General features: G+C 45.4%; 19 protein-coding genes. 8 read left to right on the top strand and 11 right to left on the bottom strand.

Annotated elements, in window-relative coordinates:
• Positions 1 to 49 precede the first annotated feature (49 nt).
• Positions 50 to 1,183 (bottom strand): PQQ-dependent sugar dehydrogenase, encoded by a 1,134-nt coding sequence (locus tag JSY36_RS11195; RefSeq protein ID WP_205166481.1) that lies wholly within the window; start codon positions 1,181 to 1,183, stop codon positions 50 to 52.
• 127 nt (positions 1,184 to 1,310) lie between these two features.
• Between JSY36_RS11195 and JSY36_RS11190 the strand changes: the two genes are divergently transcribed.
• Positions 1,311 to 2,321, top strand: a complete 1,011-nt coding sequence (locus JSY36_RS11190; protein WP_205166480.1) for an NADP-dependent oxidoreductase — start codon at positions 1,311 to 1,313, stop codon at positions 2,319 to 2,321.
• A gap of 106 nt (positions 2,322 to 2,427) precedes the next feature.
• On the opposite strand, the gene JSY36_RS11185 is transcribed toward JSY36_RS11190, so the two are convergent.
• Both JSY36_RS11185 and JSY36_RS11180 read right to left on the bottom strand, forming a co-directional pair.
• Entirely contained in the window at positions 2,428 to 2,811 is a 384-nt protein-coding gene (locus JSY36_RS11185) for a hypothetical protein (protein WP_122898289.1), read from the bottom strand.
• A 96-nt stretch (positions 2,812 to 2,907) separates the two neighbouring features.
• Positions 2,908 to 3,795: a diacylglycerol/lipid kinase family protein gene (locus JSY36_RS11180; RefSeq protein WP_122898291.1), complete on the bottom strand. Its 888-nt coding sequence runs from the start codon at positions 3,793 to 3,795 to the stop codon at positions 2,908 to 2,910.
• Positions 3,796 to 3,916: 121 nt separating this feature from the next.
• On the opposite strand from JSY36_RS11180, the gene JSY36_RS11175 reads away from it, so the two are divergent.
• The 4 genes from JSY36_RS11175 (at position 3,917) to JSY36_RS11160 (ending at position 7,634) form a co-directional block, all read left to right on the top strand.
• The gene (locus tag JSY36_RS11175) at positions 3,917 to 4,201 is read left to right on the top strand and encodes a hypothetical protein (protein ID WP_122898293.1); all 285 of its coding nucleotides are present in this window, start codon (positions 3,917 to 3,919) and stop codon (positions 4,199 to 4,201) included.
• A gap of 91 nt (positions 4,202 to 4,292) precedes the next feature.
• Entirely contained in the window at positions 4,293 to 5,246 is a 954-nt protein-coding gene (locus JSY36_RS11170) for an AAA family ATPase (RefSeq protein ID WP_205166479.1), read from the top strand.
• Positions 5,243 to 6,433, top strand: a complete 1,191-nt coding sequence (locus tag JSY36_RS11165; protein WP_205166478.1) for a DUF58 domain-containing protein — start codon at positions 5,243 to 5,245, stop codon at positions 6,431 to 6,433. Before JSY36_RS11170 ends, JSY36_RS11165 begins: the two co-directional genes overlap by 4 nt.
• Positions 6,414 to 7,634, top strand: a complete 1,221-nt coding sequence (locus JSY36_RS11160) for a DUF4129 domain-containing protein (RefSeq protein ID WP_205166477.1) — start codon at positions 6,414 to 6,416, stop codon at positions 7,632 to 7,634. Before JSY36_RS11165 ends, JSY36_RS11160 begins: the two co-directional genes overlap by 20 nt.
• 365 nt (positions 7,635 to 7,999) lie before the next feature.
• On the opposite strand, the gene aceA is transcribed toward JSY36_RS11160, so the two are convergent.
• From aceA to JSY36_RS11145, 3 genes are read right to left on the bottom strand one after another with little or no spacing between them, the layout of a single operon-like run.
• Positions 8,000 to 9,274: an isocitrate lyase gene (aceA, locus tag JSY36_RS11155; protein ID WP_205166476.1), complete on the bottom strand. Its 1,275-nt coding sequence runs from the start codon at positions 9,272 to 9,274 to the stop codon at positions 8,000 to 8,002.
• Positions 9,271 to 10,884 carry a malate synthase A gene (gene aceB, locus JSY36_RS11150; RefSeq protein ID WP_205166475.1) on the bottom strand — a complete coding sequence of 538 codons (1,614 nt, stop codon included), beginning with the start codon at positions 10,882 to 10,884 and terminating at the stop codon, positions 9,271 to 9,273. The genes aceA and aceB overlap by 4 nt, the downstream gene beginning before the upstream one ends.
• A gap of 15 nt (positions 10,885 to 10,899) precedes the next feature.
• Positions 10,900 to 11,061 carry a hypothetical protein gene (locus JSY36_RS11145; RefSeq protein WP_183163822.1) on the bottom strand — a complete coding sequence of 54 codons (162 nt, stop codon included), beginning with the start codon at positions 11,059 to 11,061 and terminating at the stop codon, positions 10,900 to 10,902.
• Between the two features lie 305 nt (positions 11,062 to 11,366).
• Here JSY36_RS11145 and JSY36_RS11140 point away from each other — a divergent pair, with 305 nt between their 5' ends.
• Positions 11,367 to 12,242, top strand: coding sequence for a phosphate/phosphite/phosphonate ABC transporter substrate-binding protein (locus JSY36_RS11140; RefSeq protein ID WP_205166474.1), 876 nt, complete (start codon positions 11,367 to 11,369; stop codon positions 12,240 to 12,242).
• A 168-nt stretch (positions 12,243 to 12,410) separates the two neighbouring features.
• Here JSY36_RS11140 and dat read toward each other — a convergent pair whose 3' ends face one another.
• Positions 12,411 to 13,250 (bottom strand): D-amino-acid transaminase, encoded by an 840-nt coding sequence (gene dat / locus JSY36_RS11135; protein WP_205166473.1) that lies wholly within the window; start codon positions 13,248 to 13,250, stop codon positions 12,411 to 12,413.
• Between the two features lie 170 nt (positions 13,251 to 13,420).
• On the opposite strand from dat, the gene JSY36_RS11130 reads away from it, so the two are divergent.
• Positions 13,421 to 13,738: a TM2 domain-containing protein gene (locus JSY36_RS11130; RefSeq protein ID WP_205166472.1), complete on the top strand. Its 318-nt coding sequence runs from the start codon at positions 13,421 to 13,423 to the stop codon at positions 13,736 to 13,738.
• Between the two features lie 234 nt (positions 13,739 to 13,972).
• The gene (locus tag JSY36_RS11125; protein ID WP_205166471.1) at positions 13,973 to 14,971 is read left to right on the top strand and encodes an NAD-dependent epimerase; all 999 of its coding nucleotides are present in this window, start codon (positions 13,973 to 13,975) and stop codon (positions 14,969 to 14,971) included.
• Between the two features lie 467 nt (positions 14,972 to 15,438).
• Here JSY36_RS11125 and JSY36_RS11120 read toward each other — a convergent pair whose 3' ends face one another.
• The 4 genes from JSY36_RS11120 to JSY36_RS11105 all read right to left on the bottom strand — a co-directional run bounded on the left by JSY36_RS11120 (position 15,439) and on the right by JSY36_RS11105 (position 22,410).
• Complete coding sequence (locus JSY36_RS11120) at positions 15,439 to 16,794, bottom strand: DUF5068 domain-containing protein (protein WP_205166470.1); 1,356 nt, start codon at positions 16,792 to 16,794, stop codon at positions 15,439 to 15,441.
• Positions 16,795 to 16,935: 141 nt separating this feature from the next.
• Positions 16,936 to 18,648, bottom strand: a complete 1,713-nt coding sequence (gene cydC / locus JSY36_RS11115) for a thiol reductant ABC exporter subunit CydC (RefSeq protein WP_205166469.1) — start codon at positions 18,646 to 18,648, stop codon at positions 16,936 to 16,938.
• Positions 18,645 to 20,375, bottom strand: coding sequence for a thiol reductant ABC exporter subunit CydD (gene cydD / locus JSY36_RS11110; RefSeq protein WP_205166468.1), 1,731 nt, complete (start codon positions 20,373 to 20,375; stop codon positions 18,645 to 18,647). Before cydD ends, cydC begins: the two co-directional genes overlap by 4 nt.
• A 418-nt stretch (positions 20,376 to 20,793) precedes the next feature.
• Positions 20,794 to 22,410: a long-chain fatty acid--CoA ligase gene (locus JSY36_RS11105; RefSeq protein WP_205166666.1), complete on the bottom strand. Its 1,617-nt coding sequence runs from the start codon at positions 22,408 to 22,410 to the stop codon at positions 20,794 to 20,796.
• Between the last annotated feature and the right edge of the window lie 23 nt (positions 22,411 to 22,433).

The raw sequence follows: 22,433 nt of genomic DNA, 5'->3' as shown, positions 1-22,433 counted from the left end.
ACCAGAAGCCGGGATCCTTTTTATTATGCTGTTTTTTAAAGATAGCATGTCACTCATCCAGTTTAAGTCGAAGAAGGCGGTCATCACCCGGTCCCGGATTGCCTCTCCCGTCTGTATTGTTAGTAATCAGATACAGACTGTCACCTACTGCGAAAACGTCACGGATCCTCCCCTCCCCTTCAAACAATACTGTCAGCTCCATGGTCTCTTCATTCAGCTGGAACAGGCTTTCACCTCTAAGTCCCGCAACGACTAAAGTCCCTTCCCAATTTTCAATTCCTGACGGTGCCCAGGTATCATCACCGGAATGAACGAGCGGTGTTTCCATCCCCTCTTCTTCTTCATCCCCTTTAATTACCGGCCATCCGTAATTAAGTCCCGGTTCGATAATATTGATCTCGTCGTGGGCTGTCGGTCCATGTTCCGAGCTGTACAGAGTACCATCAATCCATGCAAGACCTTGCGGATTTCTGTGTCCGTAGGAATAAACAAGAGAATCATCCCATGGATTATCGTCAGGTATTTCCCCATCCGTTCCCACCCTCAGGATTTTCCCAGCCAGGCTTTCCTCGTCCTGGCTCAAGTCCACAATGTTGGCATCTCCCGTAGTCACGTATAAGAAGCCGTCCTCTCCCAGTTTGATACGACCCCCATTGTGGATACCGTCTCCTGGAATCCGGTCAACGATGACTTCTTCTTCTGTCCACACACCTTCCTCCTCGGTTACGAGTACAACACGGTTGTAGAGCTCACCTTCACTCTGGTACGTGTAGTATAAGTAGGCCTGTCTTGAAGCGTCAAAGTCTTCAGCCAGGGCCATTCCCAGGAGACCTCCTTCACCCTGTGATAAAACAGGAGCTGACGTTTCCACCTTCTGGCGCTCAACTTTTCCACTTTCATCAATTACAGCAATTTGACCATCCCGTTCCGTAATATAAAAAACGTCTTCAGCGTAGCTTATGTTCCAAGGTGCTTCCAGGTTTTCAGCCACCGTGTCCATCTGTATCCGGTCCGGAGAAATCACCCTCCCCTCCTTTGCATCCGCCTCTTCCGTTTCACCAGACCCACCATGTTCTGACGTTTCTTCTTCCGTTCCGTTCATCTCATTTTCCTCGGTCGTTTCATCTGCCCCGCATGCTGCCAGACAAAGAACAACCGCCCCTGCAATAAGTAATCTCTTCATCCTTCCCCCTCCTATTCTCTTATCTTTTCCCGTTTACGGACCCGCAAAACGGACAGGCTGATTATTCGCTTCTGACCCTGACCCCTTTATATAATGAAATCATCCCATTCATTAAAGGAGGATTACGATGAACACACAGCATCAGATTACATTGGCAAAACGACCAGAAGGACTTCCCGGACAAGAACATTTTTCATTTGAAAAAACAGACGTTCCTTCACCGCAAAAAGGTGAGGTTCTCATTCAAAGTATTTATATCTCGGTAGACCCTTACATGAGGGGCAGGATGGAAGATACAAAATCATACGTAGAACCCTTTCAGGTTGGACGTGTGATTGATGGCGGAGTTGTCGGAAAAGTCGTAGAGTCTGAGAGTGACAAGTTCAGTAAAGGTGATTATGTTATCGGTCATTTGGGATGGAAGGAATACTCCACAGCCAGGGAATCCATCATCAGAAAGGTTGATAAAAACCTTGCACCGCTCTCAGCCTACCTGGGCGTTCTGGGAATGCCGGGCTTGACCGCCTATTTCGGGATGACCGACATTGGCCAGCCTGAAGACGGAGAAACGGTGGTCATTTCAGGTGCTGCCGGTGCAGTAGGCATGATCGCCGGGCAAATTGCAAAGGTCCACGGTGCCAAAGTGATCGGCATAGCCGGTTCGGATGATAAAGTGAGCCTGCTGAAAGAAGACGCAGGATTTGATGAAGCCATAAACTATAAAACGACATCTGATATTCATACTGCTTTAAGAGAAGCGTGTCCAAATGGGGTCGATGTTTACTTTGACAATGTAGGCGGGGAGATCTCCGATGCAGTCTATCCTCTGTTAAACGATTTTGCCCGGATTCCTCAATGCGGAGCAATTTCTTCATATAATAAAGGAGGAGATGATGTGGGCCCCCGTATCCAGACTTACATGATTAAGGCACGGGTACGTCTTCAAGGGTTCATTGTGTCGGATTATGCTGACCGCTTTGATGAAGGGGCCAAACAGCTTGGCATGTGGCTTCAAGAAGGTAAACTCACATACAAGGAGACCATTAACGAAGGGTTTGATAAAATTCCTGACGCCTTTCTCGGATTGTTCAGCGGTGAAAATACAGGAAAACAGCTGATTAAGGTAGCTGAGGAATAGTAAAAGCGCTGCTCTTTAAATCGTGGAGCAGCGCTTTTTTTAGTGTTCCTTCGCTCCACAAGCGCTTCTGGAATTTTTAAATCCAGTTATCAAATTTTTCAAATAACTATGACTGCTCCCTCAATCTCTTCTGCTCAAAGTATTCTTTGTCTTTTTTCACCGCATAAATGTGATGCCCAACGGCAAGGAGAAGTAAAATGACTGTGAGTACAGCAAAGTAGGCATTCCACCCGATTACATAGTAAAAACTGTAATTCCGCAGGTTTTCAATATACACATTTGACGGATCCACAAGGGGACTCACAATAAAATGGTAGATGGCAACGGAAAACAGGAATGAAACGATCATTAAACCGGTGATATACAATGTCGTTTTCAGCTTCGTCATTCTTATTCTTTCGATAATAATAAAGAACAAGTAACCAACACTTGCAAAAATTAATAAAAAAAGAAAGACGAGCGCAACGATTAACGTAGCTTCATTAATCATAAGAGCCCTCCTGAACATTTGGAATTTTCTTTCTCCATTAATTGTAACGTGGTTTATTATATAAGAAAAGTATTATTTGAAATTTTTTGCAGACAGCTATTTTATTACCATAACGGCTTTTCTTTGGAGACGTATCTGTGCAGGAGTGGATCCCGTCATTTCCCCGTCACACTGAATCGTCATCGGCCGGTTGCTCGTAACGCCTATTTTTTCGCCTTTATGAACTGTAACCCCTTTACTTCCCACATGACTTCCCTTCAATGCTTTTGGAAGAACTGTAATCGCCTTCAGTTTATTCACACCGTGTATGACACACACATCTAACTTTCCGTCTGTTTCTGTGGCATCAGGGCAAATCATGATCCCTCCGCCGTAAAAGGGCATGTTTGCAGTAGCGATCAGCCAGACCCGGTTATATGTAAATGATTGTCCATCCACCTTCAGTGTAACCGATGTTGGTTTATAGCCGATCAGCACCCGTATTACACTCACCAGGTAAGACAGGTGTCCAGCATTGATTTTGTTAAACCACTTTTTATACCAAGACCGGTTCGTGATCTTTGCTACTTCTCCGTCAAATCCTGCACCGGCAGCTGTAATAAACAAACGGTCACCCAGGAACCCTGCATCAATGGACACCACATTACCTTCAAGACTTTTGTGTAATGCCTCCCCGGTCTCTGAAGGAATCTTCAACCCTCTTGCGAAGTCATTTCCCGAGCCGGCGGGGATGATACCCACAGGGACCGTTTTTTCAGCCAACGCATTTAAAACTTCGTGCACCGTGCCGTCACCGCCAATAACGATAACCCGGTCCCCTTTCTGAAATTCAATCTCCCGCAGCAATTCTTCACTATGGCCCTGAAACCGGGTCCATAAATCAATATAAGCTTCATCTCTCTTGTCAACCGCATGTTTAATCCCATGCCAGACCCGCTTTCCTTTTCCATTTCCAGCATTCGGATTAATTAAAAAGTACAGCATCCCCCATGCCCCCTTCTCTTTCTGTTTTCATTATACAATGCCACAGAGCTGTACAGTTGAATTAAAGAATCCGACCCTTTACAATGGAGGCAGGAATCCGAACGAAAGAAGGTGCGCCTTGATGAAACAGCCGGTTACCCATACGTATTACAAAGTGCAAAAGGTCGTCAACAGTATCGAACAGAAGACCGTAGAGCATGAAAGAACGATTACGATGGATAAAGAAAAAGTCACCACCGCCCACCGTGAATTCAAATTTGAAAACGTGTTTGACGTCTCTTACCGTTCCATCCAGGGGGAAGAAGGACTCATGTATCTCCATACAAGCCAGGGAGTCTATTCCTATATGGTTAAAGACGATCCGGCCGATTTCATTGCTGCCTTTAAGGAACTCGACAAACAATAATCCCCCGCCAGTTTCTCCCCCGGCTCCTTTTCTGCATTTTCAAAAATTTTGAATTTTTGATACAATGTAAAGAAAAAGGGGTCTGCATATAGTGAAAAATCACCCTGACTTACTTAAACAATTAAAAGAAAATGTGGGAAATGTTCTTGTGGGTAAAGACAATGTTGTTGAACTCCTGGCCATCAGTCTCGTTAGCAGCGGTCACGTCCTTCTTGAAGACGTACCCGGTACAGGAAAAACAATGCTCGCCAAAACCCTTGCCACCCTCATGGACGCCGCGTTTAACAGAATTCAGTTTACCCCGGATGTTCTGCCGAGTGATGTTACCGGGATTCAATTTTTCAATCCAAAGGAACAATCCTTCGAGCTCAGGCCGGGTCCTGTCATGACAAATATTCTGCTGGCTGATGAAATTAACAGAGCCACTCCCAGGACTCAGTCCAGCCTCCTTGAAGTGATGGAAGAATTTCAGGTTACAATTGATGGTCAGACAATGCCTTTACCACAACCATTCATTGTCATCGCCACCCAAAATCCAATCGAATCCCAACAAGGGACATTTGCCCTTCCCGAAGCGCAGATGGACCGTTTTCTCATGCAGATTCCTGTTGGATACCCCACAAAGCAAGAAGAGAAAACGATGCTCAAACTCTATAAAACAAGTAAACCTCTGGACAATCTTACACCACTTATTTCAAATGAAGACATTACAGTGCTTCAGGAAGAACGGGGTAAAATCATGATTAGTGAAGCGGTAGAAGATTACCTTTTGGATATCGTTTCGGCAACACGGGAGTCAGAAGATATTGAAGTCGGTGTCAGCCCCAGGGGAACCCTCGCGTTCATGAGAAGTGTCCAGGCCAGGGCTTTGCTTCACGGACGCTCTTACGTCACTCCCGAAGATGTGAAATTCCTGGCTCCCTGTGTTCTCGGCCACCGCCTCGTCCTCACTCTTGAGAGCACGATGACAAGGACGAAAGAAGACATTATGGACCGGCTCCTCCAAGGCATTGAAGCCCCCGTAGAGCAAGGTTATGTAAAATGAAGCAGCCGTGGACAAGGGATTTCCATTATGCGGCATCCTACACGATTCTGTTAACAACGGTCCCACTCCTTCTTTTATTGGCCGTCATATTCAGGGAAATTCTCCTGCTCGGTCTTGCGCTGTTCTTTACGTTATTTGTTTACGCAAATAAATGGTACATCAATTATGCGGCCGCTCATCTCTTTATCCCCCACGAAGCAAATGCGGTCAGGCTTTTTCCTGAAGATGAAGGCGTTCTTCACGTCCCATTCGAAAACCGGGGCAAAATTCCGATTTTTAACGGAAAATGGGGCTTCCACCTTTTTGACCACGAAGAAGCTGTTTCTGTTTTGGATGATCAGCAGCCGTCATCCTATAAACGCGCCTTTAATGTCCCTTCACAAACAAAGCGTGAGTATAAAACCCACGTAAAAGGTGTGAAGCGCGGGACTTCTCAGGTGCGGTCCATTGAAGTCGTTCTTTACGATGTTTTTAAACTCAGCTCCGTCCGGATGGTTTATCAAGGTACGTACCGGGGTGAAGTCATTGTCTATCCGAAACCGGCTCCTGTTGAAAACCTGGACACGCACCTCCAGCAATCAAGGGGCAGCCACACCAAGCCTCATTCTCTCTACGAAGAGATGACGATGACCAGAGGCTCCCGGGAGTACAGAACAGGTGACCCCTTCAACCGTATCAACTGGAAGACAACCGCAAGATCCGGAGAGCTGCAAACAAATATTTATGAAAAGGTTACTCTGTCAAAATGGACATTGGTTTTAAACCTGCGGGCTGAAAATCCCTTAATACCAACTCTTCAAAATCTTGAAGACGTGTTAAGCCAGGTTGCCTGTGCACTGCAATACGCGACAAAACAAGGAATCACCTATGAGATGTTTATTAATGTAAAGATTCCCGGTTCTTCAACCGGACTTCATGTGGAAGCAGACGAAGGAAAAAAGCATCTGATGACCTGCCTTGAAGTACTTGCTAGACTGCGCCATGGCCAGATCACAATAAACGAACAGCTGATGATGAAGAAGATCTTCGAGCATAATGGTACCTGTGCTGTCTTTCATTTCGGAACGTATGGAAAAACAGAAGAAGACTATTATTCACATGCTTCACAAAAAGGAACCAGTATTTCCATTATTACACCGCCAGGGTTAAAAAGAGGGAGGCAAAAACATGAAGAAGTGGCAACCTGACCTCCCACACTGGCTTCGCCTCTCTCTTGAGATGTGGTTCGTTTATCTATTGCTGTTCCCTGTATATATGGACACTGCAGGGTACACACCGCCGATCCCATTCCTCGCTGTCGTAATAGCAGGGATAATTGTGATTTCCTTTTTTATCAGAAATACAAAGAAGCTGAAATATTCTCTTCTTTCGATTCCAATCGTTATCACCGCAGCACTGCTGGGAGGCTTTCATATCTCCATGGCCATTTTCCTGAGCTTCACCCTGTTTTGGCGGGTGCGGGCGCACTTGACGGGGGATCAGGAAGGAACTGAGATAAAGGTATTATTCCTCTCTCTTTTTACAGGTGTGTTTTATTATCTCCTGTTTCAAAGTGCGCCGTATCACTGGCTTATTCTTATTTTCCTATCACTCCAGTTTTTCGGTTCGCTACTGGTCATTGCTGTCAACAACACCCTCAAAGCAGCAACGAACGGTGAACAAAAAAGACGACATATGCGCTGGACCGTCACGATGTTACTCGGTGTCGGCGGGATGGGTCTCCTCGTGGCTTTATTTACACCGATCATTACAGCTGCGATTTTGTTTATCACACGGACCTTTATTTACGCCGTCGGATGGCTCATGAGCCCGCTCCTTTTTCTCTTTTCAGGGATTGAAGGTGAGGATATTGTCATGGAAGAGGGAGAAGATGAAGGTGACGAAGAAGCCCCATTACTGTTTGAAGAATTGGGTAACGTTGATGTGGACAGTACATTTATCGGGTCCATTACTTTTTACTGGATAGTGGCAGGCATTCTTTTTCTTCTTGCCTTTATCTACTTGATCCGAAAGAAAACATCGCGACCGGCACGGAGTAAAGATGAGTCATTTGAAGAAGAAGCTATACGCCTTGAAGTTGAGCACAGTAACTGGGACTGGCTAAAAAAGCGGGTAACACCAAAACATGATGTCCGCCGTTCATTTTTAAAACTGGAAACAGCGATGGCCAAAAAAGGGCTCGGCCGATCCTTCCCTCAAACCGCAGAAGAATGGTTATTGGAACTGCCCATCGAAGAAGAAGAAAAAGAAAGAATCTACTCAACCTATGAAAGAGTACGTTACGGAGAGGAAGAGGTTTCTTCTTCTGAACAGAAAGCATTTAAACAGACGATTTCAACGGTTATAAAACGGATAAAGAGGCATAAAGAAGACGAGCTGTCCAAGTAGACAGCTCGTTTTTGTATGGCTGTTTTTGTATAAATTGTTGCCAGAGAGGGGTCGAAGATTTCTTCTCCTACGTGAACAGCACCAACCTATCAAACTCAAAAAAAAAGCGGCTGGGACATAAAGAAAGTGTTTAGCAGAGAATCTGAACAATGCGCGAACATAGAGGAGTATATTTCAGAAGCGGTTTGTTTGCACTGCATGTTATTCGTTCAAATTCTCGTTGACTAAAACATTTCTGTCCCAGCTCGTTTTTATCGTGTTTGTCACCAGAAATCCGGAGCAGGCAGAGGGTCACTCAAACAATTTGTTTAATCTGTCCAAAAGAATAGACTCCTGAAGTTACCTTCAAGGAGTCCTTTGTCAACCTATTTCACAAACTGCTCTTCTTCAGTGGAGCCTTTCAATGCTGTTGTAGAAGATGTTCCGCCGGAAATCACATTAGCTACTTCATCAAAGTAGCCTGTTCCTACTTCTCGCTGGTGCTTTGTAGCTGTATAGCCATACTGCTCACTTTCAAATTCAGCCTGCTGGAGTTCAGAGTAGGCAGCCATGCCACGCTGGCTGTATTCGCGTGCAAGTTCAAACATACTGTGATTCAATGCATGGAAGCCTGCAAGGGTAACAAACTGGAACCGGTAACCCATACGCCCAAGCTCTTCCTGAAACTGTGCGATCGTAATATCGTCCAGTTTTTTCTTCCAGTTAAAGGACGGTGAACAGTTATAGGCAAGCATCTTGCCCGGGAATTTTTCATGAATCGCATCTGCAAATTTCTGAGCTTCCTCAAGATTCGGTTCAGATGTTTCACACCAGATCAGATCTGCATAAGGAGCGTAGGAAAGTCCTCTTGCAATCGCCTGGTCGATTCCGGCGCGGGTCCGGTAAAATCCTTCTGCCGTTCTTTCCCCTGTAATGAATTCATGATCTGCAGGATCCACATCACTCGTGATTAAGTTTGCGGCATTCGCATCGGTCCTGGCAATGATCACAGTAGGAACATCCATTACATCAGCAGCCAGTCGAGCTGAAATTAAGTTACGAACCGCCTGCTGTGTTGGAAGAAGCACTTTTCCTCCCAAATGACCGCATTTCTTCTCGGAAGAAAGCTGATCTTCGAAGTGAACTGCCGCTGCCCCTGCTTCAATCATTCCTTTCATAAGCTCAAATACATTCAGCTGCCCGCCAAAGCCCGCTTCCGCATCAGCTACAATCGGAACAAACCAGTCTGTGTCGGTTTTTCCTTCACTGTATTCAATCTGATCTGCACGCTGAAGAGCCTGGTTGATTCGTTTTACAACACTTGGTACACTGTTTGCCGGGTACAGACTCTGGTCCGGATACATCTGTCCGGACAAGTTAGCATCAGCTGCTACCTGCCACCCGCTCAGGTAAATGGCTTTAAGTCCTGCCTTAACCTGCTGAACTGCCTGGTTACCTGTAAGGGCACCAAGGGCACGGGTAAACTCTTCTTCATTCAGCATTTTCCACAGTCTCTCTGCCCCCCGTCTTGCAAGGGTATGCTCAATTGTAATAGATCCTTTCAGTTTATCTACCTCTTCAGCAGTATAAGGACGTTCTACTCCCTGCCATCTTGCATTCGTCTGCCACTCCTGGTTTATTTGCTCTGCTTTTTTGTTCATTTTAAGATCCCCTCCGATTGTTTATCAAGATATGGATAAGCTACAAGTGTTAAAAACTCAGTAAATGTTTTCTGCGTGACAAGCTGCTCAAAAATATTCCGGGCCAGGGGAAACCTTCCCCGTGAAAAAACTTCGTCACCCGAATTTATCTTGATTTTTTCAAGCTCTTCGTCAATAAAGCCGCTCACAAGCTGTTCGGTAATGTCAGTTCCCTCTTCAAGCTTTCCTTCAGGATGCTGGATCCACTGCCAGACCTGTGCCCTTGAAATTTCAGCAGTCGCTACATCCTCCATCAGGTTATGAATCGGTACAGCCCCAAACCCTCTAAGCCACGCTTCAATGTACTGAAGACCGACACTTATGTTGGCACGAAGTCCCTCTTCCGTGATCTGTCCCTTTGGTACACTGAGAAGATCTTCTGCCGTTACATGAACATCATCACGCTGTTTTGAGCGTTGATTTGCCTCTGGCATATACTTATCAAACACTTCTTTTGCAACGGAAACGAGCGCCGGGTGGGCTACCCACGTGCCATCATGCCCGTCTTTTACTTCCCGTTCCTTATCTGCACGCACCTTTTCAAGTGCCCGATTGTTGGCTTCTTCATCGTTTTTAATCGGAATCTGGGCTGCCATACCACCGATGGCATGGGCATTCCGCTTATGACACGTCTTCACAACATACAGTGTATAGGCCCGCATAAAATTAACGGTCATCGTTACCTCTGAACGATCAGGCAGAATGTACTTTTCATGGTTTCTCAGTATTTTAATATAACTGAAAATATAGTCCCACCGGCCGCAGTTGAGTCCTGCACTGTGTTCACGCAGTTCATATAGAATTTCATCTGCCTGAAAAGCGCCGTGAAGGGTCTCAATCAGAACCGTAGCCTTTATCGTTCCCCGTGGAACTCCAAGTTCATCCTGGGCAAAATTAAAGACGTTATTCCACAGCCGGGCTTCTTTATACGACTCCAGCTTCGGAAGGTAAAAATACGGTCCCAGCCCTCGGCTTAGCAGCTCTGTTGCATTATGATAAAAATAAAGACCAAAATCGAATAATGAACCGCTCATTGGCGTTCCGTCAACCTCAACGGACATTTCATTCAAATGCCAGCCCCGTGGGCGGACAATGAGTGTTGCAGTCGTATCGTTAAGCTTATATTCCTTCCCGTTAGGTGCGGTAAAATCAATCGTTTTTCGAATCGCTTCGTACAAATTCACCTGGCCCTGAAGCTGATTTTCCCAGGTTGGCGAGTTTGCATCTTCAAGGTCTGCCATAAATACGTGAGCCCCTGAGTTCAAAGCATTGATTACCATCTTTTTATTCCCGCTCGGACCCGTGATCTCAACCCGACGGTCCTGAAGGGGTTCCGGAACATCATCCACTGTCCAGCCCGAATCTCTCACACTCTTCGTTTCTTCCAAAAACACCGGAAGCTCTCCTTTATCAATCGAACGCTGCGTGTCCTCCCTCTGTTTTAATACAGATTGACGATCACCCTCAAACTTCCGGTGCAGTTTACAAATAAATTCAACTGCACCATCCGATAGAATTTCAGAAAACGTTTCATTTCGCAATGCTGAAAACTGAATATCACCCTTAGACATAATAGCCCTCCTTCGTTACTCGATACTTCCGTTACCAAGACAGAAATGACAGATTACAGCGCCTGTACCACAACAGTCTTCACATTCCAGGTGGTGATCACCTGTTTTATGTTTCGCTGTTGTCTGACACTTCTTACAGCCGATATCACCGTGCCCGTTACATTTGTGACAGTTCATTTTAAAATCCCCTTCCGTTTTTTGTTGTTCCACTGTTATGATACAGTTTTTATTATGTTATGTATTATATAACAGGAGGTTCAGAAAAAACAACCGGTTTATCCAAATTATTCTGATTTTTTTATAAAATGTGTGTATAACCCTATAACAGCAACGTTATCGCTATTAATCTTTATTTCTGTTGTATAGCAGATTGAAGTCTGACTGCCAATTTACAGAAATTTAATAAAAAAGAATTGAACCCCCCGTACCGTTAAACTAGAATGAGAATTGTACATAAATAACATCTTGGGGGTTTTGGCATTATGAAGAAAATATTGATGATGAGCGTCGGGGTTATGGCACTGTCTCTCGCAGCCTGCGGAAACGGGGATGAAGAGGACGCACTGGTAATGGGGTTTGTACCTTCTTCCGACTCAGATAACATTGCTTCTACAGTTGAACCGCTGGCAGACGAGTTATCCGAGATCCTGGGGCGGCCTGTGGAAGGCTCTGTAATGGTTAACTATTCCGGACTGGTTGAAGCCATGGGAAGCGGAAATGTGGACATCGGCTTTCTTCCTGCTCTCGGTTACGTGCAGGGTGAAGAACGCTATGGATTTGAAGTTATTTTGAAATCTGAACGAAACGGGGAAGATTCCTACCGTGCCCAATTTGTCGTTCATGAAGAAAGCGGCATTGACAGTATTGAAGATTTAGAGGGAAAGTCGTGGGTATATCCTGATCCCGCTTCTCCTGCAGGATTTTTGTTCCCGGCTACGCACCTTGCTGAAAACTACGGTGTTGAAGACGTGCAGAGCTTTTTCGGTGAGGAATTCCAGGCCGGTTCCAATGACGGGGCTTTAGTAAGTGTGTATGAAGGGGAAGCAGATGTAGCGACAACATTTGAAGATGCCCGTTCTGTTCTTACTGATGATTATCCGGACATTATGGACACGCTGAGGGTTATTGAATACACAGAAGCGATTCCAAACGACACGATCACTCTGATTGAAGAGCTCGATGAAGACCTTAAAGCAGAAATTAAAGAAGCTTTTCTTTCCTTCAACGAAAATGAAGAAATGATTCAGATTATGAACGATGTTTATCGGTGGGACGGCATCATTGAAGCTGATCCAAGTGACTACGACATCGTCCGTGACGCTTACAATTTGTTCCGTGATGATATTTCACTGGATTAATAATGTTAATAAAAAATATTAAACTAACATCAGCAGCACAGACCAAGGCTATGGTCAGTGCTGCTGATGTTTTTATTTAAAGCACCTCTGCAAAAGAATTGTCACTACAGAAGGTGCTTCATTTCTGCGGACCCGCCTGTCTCATGTATGATACGAAAACAGCGGAATTCATTGTCCGGTTTTCGCTTTGAACAGTTCCATTAAAAGCGTAGTCAGATTTCCCGGGGTCCCCTCCGCAACCTTCCTGTCATCTATCTGTGTTACAGGAAGCACTTCAGACGTGGTACTCGTTAAGAATACTTCGTCAGCGATAAACAGTTCTTCAGTCGTGTACTCCCGTTCCTCAAACCTGATTGCCGCTTTTTCACAAATCTCTTTTACAGCCATGCGGGTAATTCCCGGCAGAATCTGCTTTGACAGCGGTGTCGTAATGACGGTGTCGTTTAATACGATAAAGATAGTAGACGACGAGCATTCTGTTACTTTGCCATCTTTGTACAGAATGGCTTCATAGGCGTGTTTTTCTGCTGCAGCTTGTTTGGCAAGAATATTGGGAAGCAGGTTCAGGGATTTAATATAACAGTTTGCCCATCTCTCATCCGGGTGTGTAATGACAGATACACCATTGTTCAGCATTTCATTACTAAAAGGCGCCATCGGCTTTATGGTCATGGAAACAGATGGGGGAACATCCTTTGGGAAAAGGTGGTTCCGTTCAGCTGCCCCCCGCGTGATCTGCAGATATACACTGCAATCGGGAATTGCCGCTTTCTTTACCCCTTCTTCAATAATGGTGCGAATGGAATCAATCCCCCCTTCAAGATCGATCCTGATCGCCTCTGCACTCTTTTCCAGCCGTTCCAGGTGCTCCTCAAGCATAAATCCTTCTCCGTTGTAATAACGGATTACTTCGTATACACCATCACCAAACTGGTGACCCCTTTCCTCAATAGGGACAGCTTTCTCATCCAGTGCTACGTACTTGCCGTTTATATATCCAATGCTCATGTGTGCCTGCCTCCTTCTTAAGATTACTTCTATTCTAACTTCTTTCCTTTGGAGCGTGAAGACAAAACCCATCAGTTTTGTTGCGGGGGAAGACATATTCCCTATGACCCGGGTCATAAAATGAGGGGTAGGGTGAAATCAACCGGAGAACTTCAGAAGGGATGATGGGATTGGACAATTTACTGTTAAAAAAAGAATTATCTTCCGAACAGCTCAGTATGGTACAGAGTGAATTTGAAAAGAAGCAGAAAAGTAAACTGATTATGTACTTATTATGGTGGTTCACCGGGGTTCTGGGAGGTCACCGCTTTTACCTGGGAGATGTAGGTTACGGAGTAGCTCTTCTTCTCTTCGGCTGGCTTACCTTATTTATCTGGCCCCTGATCGATGTTTTCTTTATCGGGAAACGCCTCGAGCAAATGAATGACCACTTGGAAAATGATATCATACATCAGGTCAAAGGCTATACACAGGAAGTCGCTCATTAGCAGCCGGTTCTAAAGAAGTTTCCTTGAAAAGGTGCGGAAGATTACACCTTTTTAAGGAGGCTTCTTTTTTGCTCTGCTTAACTTTAATGGTGAGTTTCAATTATTCCTTTTCACACGCCACTTCTGCAGCAATAACCTTTAACACATCCCTTATATCATTTTTAGCCGCCCATACCTCCCTTTCCCCATTTTCATAAATATAGGTAATGACCCTGAAATGCGGGAGGAAAACTCATGGCAATTCTCGTTACCGGATGTGCCGGTTTTATCGGTGCCCATGTCGTCAAGCGGTTAACAAAAGAAGGGTACACCGTTGTGGGGCTGGATAATGTAAACAGTTACTACGACCCCCGCTTGAAACAAGCGCGCTTAAAATGGATTAAGCATCCACTGTTTACGTTTTACAAGGTTGCTCTGGAAGACAAAAAGAATATGGAAGACCTTTTTGAAAAAGAAAAGCCTGGCCCCGTTATTCATCTGGCAGCCCAGGCTGGCGTGAGGTACAGCCTTGAAAACCCGGACACGTACATTCAATCAAATGTAACAGGTTTTATGAACCTTCTCGAGTGCTGCCGTCACTATCCTGTAGAGCACCTTATCTTTGCTTCCACCAGTTCTGTTTACGGCCTTAATAAGAAAATGCCGTTCTCGACTGATGATCATACCGATCATCCGGCAAGCTTATATGCAGCAACGAAAAAAGCAAATGAAATGATGGCCCATACGTACAGTCATCTATTTAACATTCCCTCGACAGGCTTGCGGTTTTTTACTGTTTACGGCCCATGGGGACGCCCGGATATGGCTCTTTTTACGTTTACTAAAAACATTCTGGAAGGAAAGCCGATTCAAATATTCAATAACGGAAACATGATGCGTGATTTTACGTATATCGATGATATTGTTGAAGGCATTGTCAGGCTGTTGAGCAATAAGCCGGCAGGTGTAAATGACAGCCTGGATCCACCACCATCGGAGAGCAGTGCTCCTTACAAGCTTTACAATATCGGAAACAACACACCTGTTCCGTTATTGGATATGATTGCCGCACTGGAAAAAAAACTTGGTATCTCCGCTAAAAAAAAGTACCTCCCTCTTCAACCGGGAGATGTGAAAGACACATTTGCTGATGTGAGTGATTTGATGGCAGCAATCGGCTTCAAGCCCTCTACTTCAATTGAGCAAGGTGTTGGAAAGTTTGTGGACTGGTATAAAGATTATCACAATAAGTAAGCCTCCGCGGGCGGTTCGGGAGCCTCCTCAGCGCTGCACGCTTGCGGGGTCTCCCCGGAACTCGCTCCTCCCGCAGGAGTGTCGCGCATTTGCTCCAATCAACACTTTTTTATAATTAAAATGATCTTTAGCACATAAGCAATAAAAACCAAAACCACTTTCGTGCTGCAATCAGAGCCCTATGTGGTGATGTAATTTCCGGACTTTGACTTTTTCAGTGGCATTCTATGTCCTGCGGGGTCTTGCCTGGCCCCCACGGCCACAGGAGTCTCAGGCACTTCGGCTTCATTACCTTTTTCAAAACGGGTCTTGCTCAGCTGAAAGGAATATGTGACTGCGGAAAGGTAGCCAATTCCTTTCAACAAAACTCAACATAGAATCCCTCCCCAACATTGTAAAGTCAGCCTTAATAAAAGAAACCGGCTCACAAGGTTCCACCCTTATAAGCTGGTCTCTCTCTTACACGCTTACCTTGGCAGGGTAAAATTCAACAAGTCAGCCTTAAACAATTCCCGTCCGTCTTCTCCATAGAAAGGACCGTATTCAAGCTCAAAATTCTCGTAGAGCTCAAATTCGTCCTTGTAGAATAAAAACCCTTTCATGTCTTCCGTATCATTTCCAGGTTCAAGCATTGTCTCTGTGCCTGGCTCAAGCATTCCCTCAGGCATATACCTGGCCCGGTTTGTATCTACTGTTAACATAGAACGTGTCGAGAACATGCTGATTGGTGAATCAGACTGGTTGTCCACATGGAAAAGGACTGTTAACGCCACCAGACCATCCCCCGTGTCCGTAAAGGCTTCTTCAAAGGAAGCTGTAGGCTCAAGTTCGGTATACTGAACACCTTTTAACGTCACCCGGACATCGTCAATCATTTCCTCCTGGTTAATAGATGTGTCTTCAAAGATGATCGACTGTTCTGCAATGTTGTCAGTAACAAGTTTACTCTGATAAAGATCCGGTCGAGAGGAGACTTCGTCACCCTGTTCACTCGAATAAATAAAGTCAAACACCCCTTCTTCACGGTAACCTCCGGAGAACTGATCGTTATCCGCGGCTCCTCCTGAAATAATAAACTTCGGATTCGTATTCGTCAGCCTTTCATATTCTTCGTTTGAAAAAGCAAAGGAAACCAATCCGGACACCTTCTCTCCAGCTCCGTATTTTGAAACCTCTTCCTCCATTTCCGATACCACCACATCAGCGTCATCAATAAAAAGTCTTGGCTGTGATACGGAATAGTCATACTGGTCATTCATTTGAATTCTTAACGACATCGGGTAATACATAGCCGTGTCTTTTTGATTATCAACCGTTATCTTAGCTGTGACCAGGTACCCATCAACCTCATCGTTAAAAGGAATCGTCATATTTCGGTTCATATCTTCTATTTTCACAAGCTGGTACTCGTCAACACTTACAACAAACCCGTCCATGTCATGAACAAAGTCTGCATTACTGTTTGTATAAATGACCTCAATATCGCCTTCAGAGAGCTCAGAAATAGAAGGGTTTAACAGACTGTTGTCTGATGCTCCTGTATCTGTTGTTGCTTCCTCCTGCTCTTCTTGTCCGCCTTCTTCTGTATCGCCACTTTCGTCTCCTTCGTCTTCATTGGTTCCTTGTGCCTCTGTCTCTTCAACGCTGTTATCAGCTTCCTGTTCTTCAGAAGGTTCTTCCTGATCCACCTGACCTTCTTGTTCGTCCTCAGTAGCTGGTTCTTCAGGTTCGTTTGCACTTGTAGTGTCATCATCACTGCCGCAACCACCTAACACAAGGGATAAACTCAGTAACACCGCTCCAAACACGATTGTCTTTTTCATCTCGTTCTCCTCCATCAGCCAATATGAAATTTTTAGAATATATTACCTGTTTCTGTATACCCCTTTTCTTATAAAAAAGAAACTTGTTCGAGTAGTGAAATATTAAAAAAGAAAAAGAAGAAGCCTCTAAAGACTTCTTCCTTACATCAGAATACTCTTTTCAATTTCCTTCATCTTATAAAAATACCCTTGCTTCTCCATCAGGTCCCGGTAGGTTCCCGCTTCTTCAATACGGCCATCGTTCATTACAATAATCTGGTCCATACGCTCAAGACCTCTCAGGTTATGACTGATTAAAACGAGGGTATCATTTTTTGCCTGTTCGTAAAGTTCATCAAGAATCTTCTTTTCCGTCACCGAATCCACAGAAGACACCGGTTCATCCATCACCCAAAGTGGTGCTCCTTTAAGCATGGCTCTTGCAATAGCAAGACGCTGCTTTTCTCCGCCGGACAAATTCCCGCCTTTTTCATAAACACGGTCATTCAAGGAGAAATCACTCAGCATTACTTTTTCCAGAGCCCTGGTCATCTCATCATCCGTTACAGCGTCCCGTGCGATACGGAGATTATCGGCAATCGTTCCATAGAAGAAATGGTTTTCCTGCAAAACCACATTGACAGAGCGCCAGATGTCTTCTTTATCCAGCTGTTCAGTATTTTTTCCTGCCAGCCTAACGTCTCCTGAATCCGGAGACAGGACATTCAACATCACTTGCATAAGAGTGGATTTACCGGAGCCGCTTGCTCCTACAATCGCTGTCCTGGAGCCTGCCGGTAATATGAAACTCACGTCTTTGAGAGCCGGTCGCTCATCCGCGGGAAATGTGTAACAGACGTTTTTTCCTGAAATTTCATAAGCTTCCTGAGGCAGTGATGATGTGTTCTCCCGCACTGCGCCTTCTTTTACATCAAGAACGGAAGACAGACGATTCACAGACTGACGGCTTCCTTCGTAATGAGTATGAAACGAAGCCATGGGTGTGGAATTTTCAAATACTGTAAGGGACGTTAACACCAGCATAGCAAGGAACAGCCCGTTTAACTCCCCCGTTGAAGCGAGATAGGCACCTATCCCCAGCACGATCCACGTAACAGTCAAAGCAACAGCCCCGTTAACCGACTCGCTGTAGGCAGATTGAATGTGTTCTTTTTCCTGCTCCTTTACATAAGAGGCGGATGCTTCTGTTAATGCCTTCTCCTGTTCAGAAAGACGCTGGTGTATTTTCAGATCACGAAATCCGTAAAGAAGTTCCGCAGCCTCTGTGGAGAGAGCCCCCCGTTCTTCCCTCACTGTGGCATTCGTCTTTTTCTGCCGGTATGCGAACCAGGCCGGAATCAAAAATCCCGTCAGGATAAGCCCCCCGACAATTGCCAGTGCCACGTAAACGGAGAAAAACAGCGTGAACACTATCGTGCTGAGAAAGATCGTCACCATCACTATCGGGGGATAAAAGACTCGCAGAAAGAAAAACTGCAGATGCTCTACGTCTCCGACTATTCTTGCCAGTAAGTCTCCGCTCCGGTATTTCTGAAAGATTCCCGGGGCCAGCGGTTCAAGCTTATTGTAGAAGTGGACCCTCAGATTGCTGAGAATCGTAAACGTTGCACGGTGAGAGAAATACCTCTCAGCATAGCGGCTTCCCGCTCGTAAAAAGCTGATAAACTTCAAAAACGCTATGGTCATGGTTAACGTGTATAAAGGAGGTACGAGCGCTGCTTTAGAAACCAGATATCCGCTCGATGCAAAAAGAGCCACAGCAGCCACCCCGGCAATAAAGCCAAACAAAATGGAGTAAAGGACGTCCTTTTTTTCTTTTGAAATCAGGGAAAACATGACGGCTAAGTCCTTCATTCTTCCACCCCTTCTTGCTGCAGTTCAACCATGTTGCGATAGTCTGCAGAGTTTTCCATCAGGTCCTCGTGTGTACCCTGGGCAGCCACGGCTCCATCATCCAGCAGTATAATTGTGTCAGCCTGTTTGATCGTATAAAGTCTGTGAGCAACCGTAATTACAGTGGCACGCTGAGACAGTTCTTTTATAGATGTTTGAAGAATCTGCTCGGTTTCAAGGTCGAGTCCGACAGTAGGTTCATCGAAAAGGATGAGCGACGGATTCTTAATAAACGCCCGTGCCAATGCTACACGCTGTTTCTCTCCTCCGCTCAGACCGCGTCCTCCTTCTCCAACCGGAGTGTCGTACCCTTTTTCAAGTCTTGTAACCATGGATGCGATCCCTGCTTTTTCAGCAGCGGCTTCAATCTCTTTTCTCGTAACCTTGTTTTCCATACCGAGAGCAATATTGTCCGCAATCGTTCCGGAAAAAAGATAAGGATGCTGGGAAATATAGCTTAACTGACCAAACCAGTCCTCTTCTTTCAGGATTGAACGGTTCTTGCCGTTTATAAGGATCTCACCGCCGGACGGGGCTGCGAGTCCTGATAGAATATGCAGTAACGTTGTCTTTCCTGAACCGCTCAGGCCAATAACAGCTGCATTAGCATTTGAGGGAATAACCGTGTTCATTTCTTTTAACGCGAACCCTTCAACACCGTATTGGAAACGAACGTTCTTTAAAACGATCTCCGGGGAATTGATGCCTTCGAAAGCCTCGGTCCCCCACTCCACAGGCTGTTCCGGCTTATCAATTTCTTCTTTAATCCGGTTTGCCGCAGCCATACTGCCCCGGCCGGAGTGAAACGCTGTACCGAGGTTTTTAAGAGTGTTGAAGAATTCAGGTGCGATTGTGAGCACAAGAAACGCAGTGAAAAAGGAAATACTCTCGTATATGACCAGGCGCAGACCTACTTCAACTGCAATAAGAGCGATACTCAGCATCGCAATAAATTCAAGCATTAAAGAAGACAGGAATGCGACCTTCAGCACATTCATTGTTGCTTCCCGGAAGCGCAGACTGTTTTCACGTATTTGTTCACGCTGTTCTTTGCCACGACCATACAGCTTTAATGTAGCAAGACCTTGCAGTGTATCTAAAAATTGTCCTGAAAAGCGGGTCAGTTCTTCCACTTGCTCGTCCTGCTTTTTCTGAGTCACCTTTCCGATAAGAATCATGCAAAACGGAATGAACGGTGCCGTAATCAGTATAATAAGACCGGAATAGGGATTTACGATAAAAATCGTAACTAAAAGCATAAGCGGAACCACATATGTGAGAATCATCTGTGGAATATACCTGCTGTAAAAACCGTCCACTTCGTCCACCGCATCGAGCATGACACTGACTTTTTTACCCGACTGCCCCTCCAGGGAAGCCTGGACCGGATTTTTTGTAAATTTCTTCAGAAGTGCTTCGCGAAAATCCTGTTTGACTTTCGAAGCCATCCGGATCCCCGTGCGGGCTGCGAAATAGGAAAGGAGGGAGCGCACAAGTAAGACAACCAAAAGAGCGCCAAGGTAGGGCACTGTCCACGAAAAGGACCGTCCCTGCATGAAGATCCCGTCAACAATGAGCACAATTAAGTACGCCTGGGCGATCATCACCGCTCCTGTGAGAAAGCTTGTTGTATAAAGGGCATTCACCTTACTGCGCTGGGCAAATGCGAGTTTCTTTAATTCTTTCATAGTCTTAAATCCCCCATTTAAGGTGGTTTACATTCAATAATTGCTGTGATTGTGAATATTTTCACAAGTTTATTTTAAAATAAAATCCTTTATGAAGTAAAGGAATTTTAACCGTCCCTTTATTATAAACGATATGATGGTTTTTTACATGTACGGTGCTCACGATTTTTTTGACATGTGTGTGAAGGTAAATGGCGGAAGAAGGTTTAGACAAGTTAGTATGGGGTTTAATCAAGTTAGGCTTTGCTTTAAACAAGTTAGAGCACGATTTAACGATTTAGTCTTCATCTCCCCTTCCCCACTCCCAAAAAAACGAAGGGGTCTCAAAATGTCCCGGTAGATTGGCAATGGCTCCACTCATTGCTTCGAGGTTGACTCAAAAGGTAAAAAAACGACCTTTTGAGTCAACCTCCTCCTCTTATTTTATCACCAGATGATCTTTCAATTGAGCCCTGAGAGCTCTCTTTAAAAACTTCCCGACTGACGTCTTTGGAATTTCATTCAGGAACACAATGTCATCCGGAAGCCACCACTTGGCAAACTGCGGCTTCAGAAAATCCATGAGGTCTTCTTTTCCCACTTCATCCTTATACTCATCTTTCAGCACCACGCACGCCACGGGCCGTTCCTGCCATTCAGGATGGGCAACCGCCACTACACTTGCTTCAAAGACGGCGTCGTGTGCCATAAGAGCATTCTCGATATCTACAGAAGAAATCCACTCCCCGCCGCTTTTAATCATATCCTTGGTCCGGTCGACGATTTTTATGATCCCTTCTTTATCCACCGTTACAACGTCCCCCGTATGAAGCCATCCGTCCCTGAATGCCTCTTCTGTACGATCATCCCGGTAATACTCATTTGCAATCCACGGGCCTCGGAGCATTAATTCACCCATGTCCTCACCGTTCCACTCTACTTCTCCCCGCTCACCAACGACCTTCATCTCAAGTCCTGGAACGAGGAGCCCCTGCTTGGAGCGCACATCCAGCTTTTCTTCTTCACCAAGATCATCCTGATAGCTCTTTAACTTTGAAACGGTCACAAGAGGACTGGTTTCGGTCATACCGTATGCGTGTAAAAACGGAACATTATATTTTGTTTCATAGGCACGGATCATCCCTGATGGTGCCGCAGATCCTCCACATAACACAGCCCGCAGACTCGTTGTATCATAATCGCCGCTCTCAAGTTCGTTCAACAGCCCGAGCCAGATTGTCGGAACGCCTGCAGTAATCGTCACCTTCTCTTTTTCTATGAAATCTGCAAGCAGCTTCGGTGTAAACTGAGGTCCCGGAAGCACCTGCGTTGTTCCGAGCATGGTTGCCGCAAACGGCAGTCCCCAGGCATTCGCATGGAACATCGGAACAACAGGCATACACCGGTCTGCTTCAGAGATGCCGGCAGTGTCGGCCAGACCCAGCGCAAAACTGTGCAAAACGATCCCCCTGTGAGAGTAAACGACACCTTTGGGATTCCCTGTTGTTGCAGACGTGTAGCACATTCCCGCAGGTTCATTTTCATCCAGGTCTTTTATAAAAGCAAAACGTTCATCTCCCTTTTCCAGCAGGTCTTCGTAGGAATACAGAGGGGAAATATCTGACTCGGGGAGTTCCTCTGAATCTGTCATGACAATAAATGCTTCCACCGTTTTCAACTGGTCCTTCACTTTTTCCACTAGAGGCCATACATCTTCGTCTACGAGAAGCACTTTATCCTCTGCATTGTTAATGATGTAGATAATGTGTTCAGGACTCAGACGAATGTTGATTGTATGAAGTACAGCTCCCATCCCCGGAGCTGCGAAGTAAACTTCAAGGTGGCGGTGATGATTCCAGGCCAGCGTAGCTACACGGTCTCCTCGTTCAACCCCAAGCTCCGCAAGAGCTGATGCGAGACGGCGCGTACGTTTTCCGATCTCTCTGTAAGTAAAGGACGAAACCCCGCCGGACGTTCGTGAAATCACCTGTTTTTCAGGAAAAAACTGCTCTGCTCTTTCCATCATGGCTCCTACTGTTAATGGTACATTCATCATCATACATTTCCCCTTCCAGAGTA

The sequence above is a fragment of the Alteribacter salitolerans genome, assembly GCF_016901055.1.
GTDB lineage: Bacteria > Bacillota > Bacilli > Bacillales > Salisediminibacteriaceae > Alteribacter > Alteribacter keqinensis.
Note: the sequence above shows the minus strand (reverse complement) of the source record. Positions and strands in the feature narration are given on the sequence as shown.

Excerpts from the sequence above, each read along its gene's own strand:
- cydC (WP_205166469.1), bottom strand. The coding sequence starts at position 18,648 with ATGAAGGACTTAGCCGTCATGTTTTCCCTGATTTCAAAAGAAAAAAAG.
- aceB (WP_205166475.1), bottom strand. The coding sequence starts at position 10,884 with ATGTCTAAGGGTGATATTCAGTTTTCAGCATTGCGAAATGAAACGTTT.
- JSY36_RS11190 (WP_205166480.1), top strand. The coding sequence starts at position 1,311 with ATGAACACACAGCATCAGATTACATTGGCAAAACGACCAGAAGGACTT.
- cydD (WP_205166468.1), bottom strand. The coding sequence starts at position 20,375 with ATGAAAGAATTAAAGAAACTCGCATTTGCCCAGCGCAGTAAGGTGAAT.
- aceA (WP_205166476.1), bottom strand. The coding sequence starts at position 9,274 with ATGAACAAAAAAGCAGAGCAAATAAACCAGGAGTGGCAGACGAATGCA.
- JSY36_RS11185 (WP_122898289.1), bottom strand. The coding sequence starts at position 2,811 with ATGATTAATGAAGCTACGTTAATCGTTGCGCTCGTCTTTCTTTTTTTA.
- JSY36_RS11140 (WP_205166474.1), top strand. The coding sequence starts at position 11,367 with ATGAAGAAAATATTGATGATGAGCGTCGGGGTTATGGCACTGTCTCTC.
- JSY36_RS11165 (WP_205166478.1), top strand. The coding sequence starts at position 5,243 with ATGAAGCAGCCGTGGACAAGGGATTTCCATTATGCGGCATCCTACACG.
- JSY36_RS11120 (WP_205166470.1), bottom strand. The coding sequence starts at position 16,794 with ATGAAAAAGACAATCGTGTTTGGAGCGGTGTTACTGAGTTTATCCCTT.
- JSY36_RS11180 (WP_122898291.1), bottom strand. The coding sequence starts at position 3,795 with ATGCTGTACTTTTTAATTAATCCGAATGCTGGAAATGGAAAAGGAAAG.
- JSY36_RS11125 (WP_205166471.1), top strand. The coding sequence starts at position 13,973 with ATGGCAATTCTCGTTACCGGATGTGCCGGTTTTATCGGTGCCCATGTC.
- JSY36_RS11160 (WP_205166477.1), top strand. The coding sequence starts at position 6,414 with ATGAAGAAGTGGCAACCTGACCTCCCACACTGGCTTCGCCTCTCTCTT.
- JSY36_RS11195 (WP_205166481.1), bottom strand. The coding sequence starts at position 1,183 with ATGAAGAGATTACTTATTGCAGGGGCGGTTGTTCTTTGTCTGGCAGCA.
- JSY36_RS11145 (WP_183163822.1), bottom strand. The coding sequence starts at position 11,061 with ATGAACTGTCACAAATGTAACGGGCACGGTGATATCGGCTGTAAGAAG.
- dat (WP_205166473.1), bottom strand. The coding sequence starts at position 13,250 with ATGAGCATTGGATATATAAACGGCAAGTACGTAGCACTGGATGAGAAA.
- JSY36_RS11105 (WP_205166666.1), bottom strand. The coding sequence starts at position 22,410 with ATGATGAATGTACCATTAACAGTAGGAGCCATGATGGAAAGAGCAGAG.
- JSY36_RS11175 (WP_122898293.1), top strand. The coding sequence starts at position 3,917 with ATGAAACAGCCGGTTACCCATACGTATTACAAAGTGCAAAAGGTCGTC.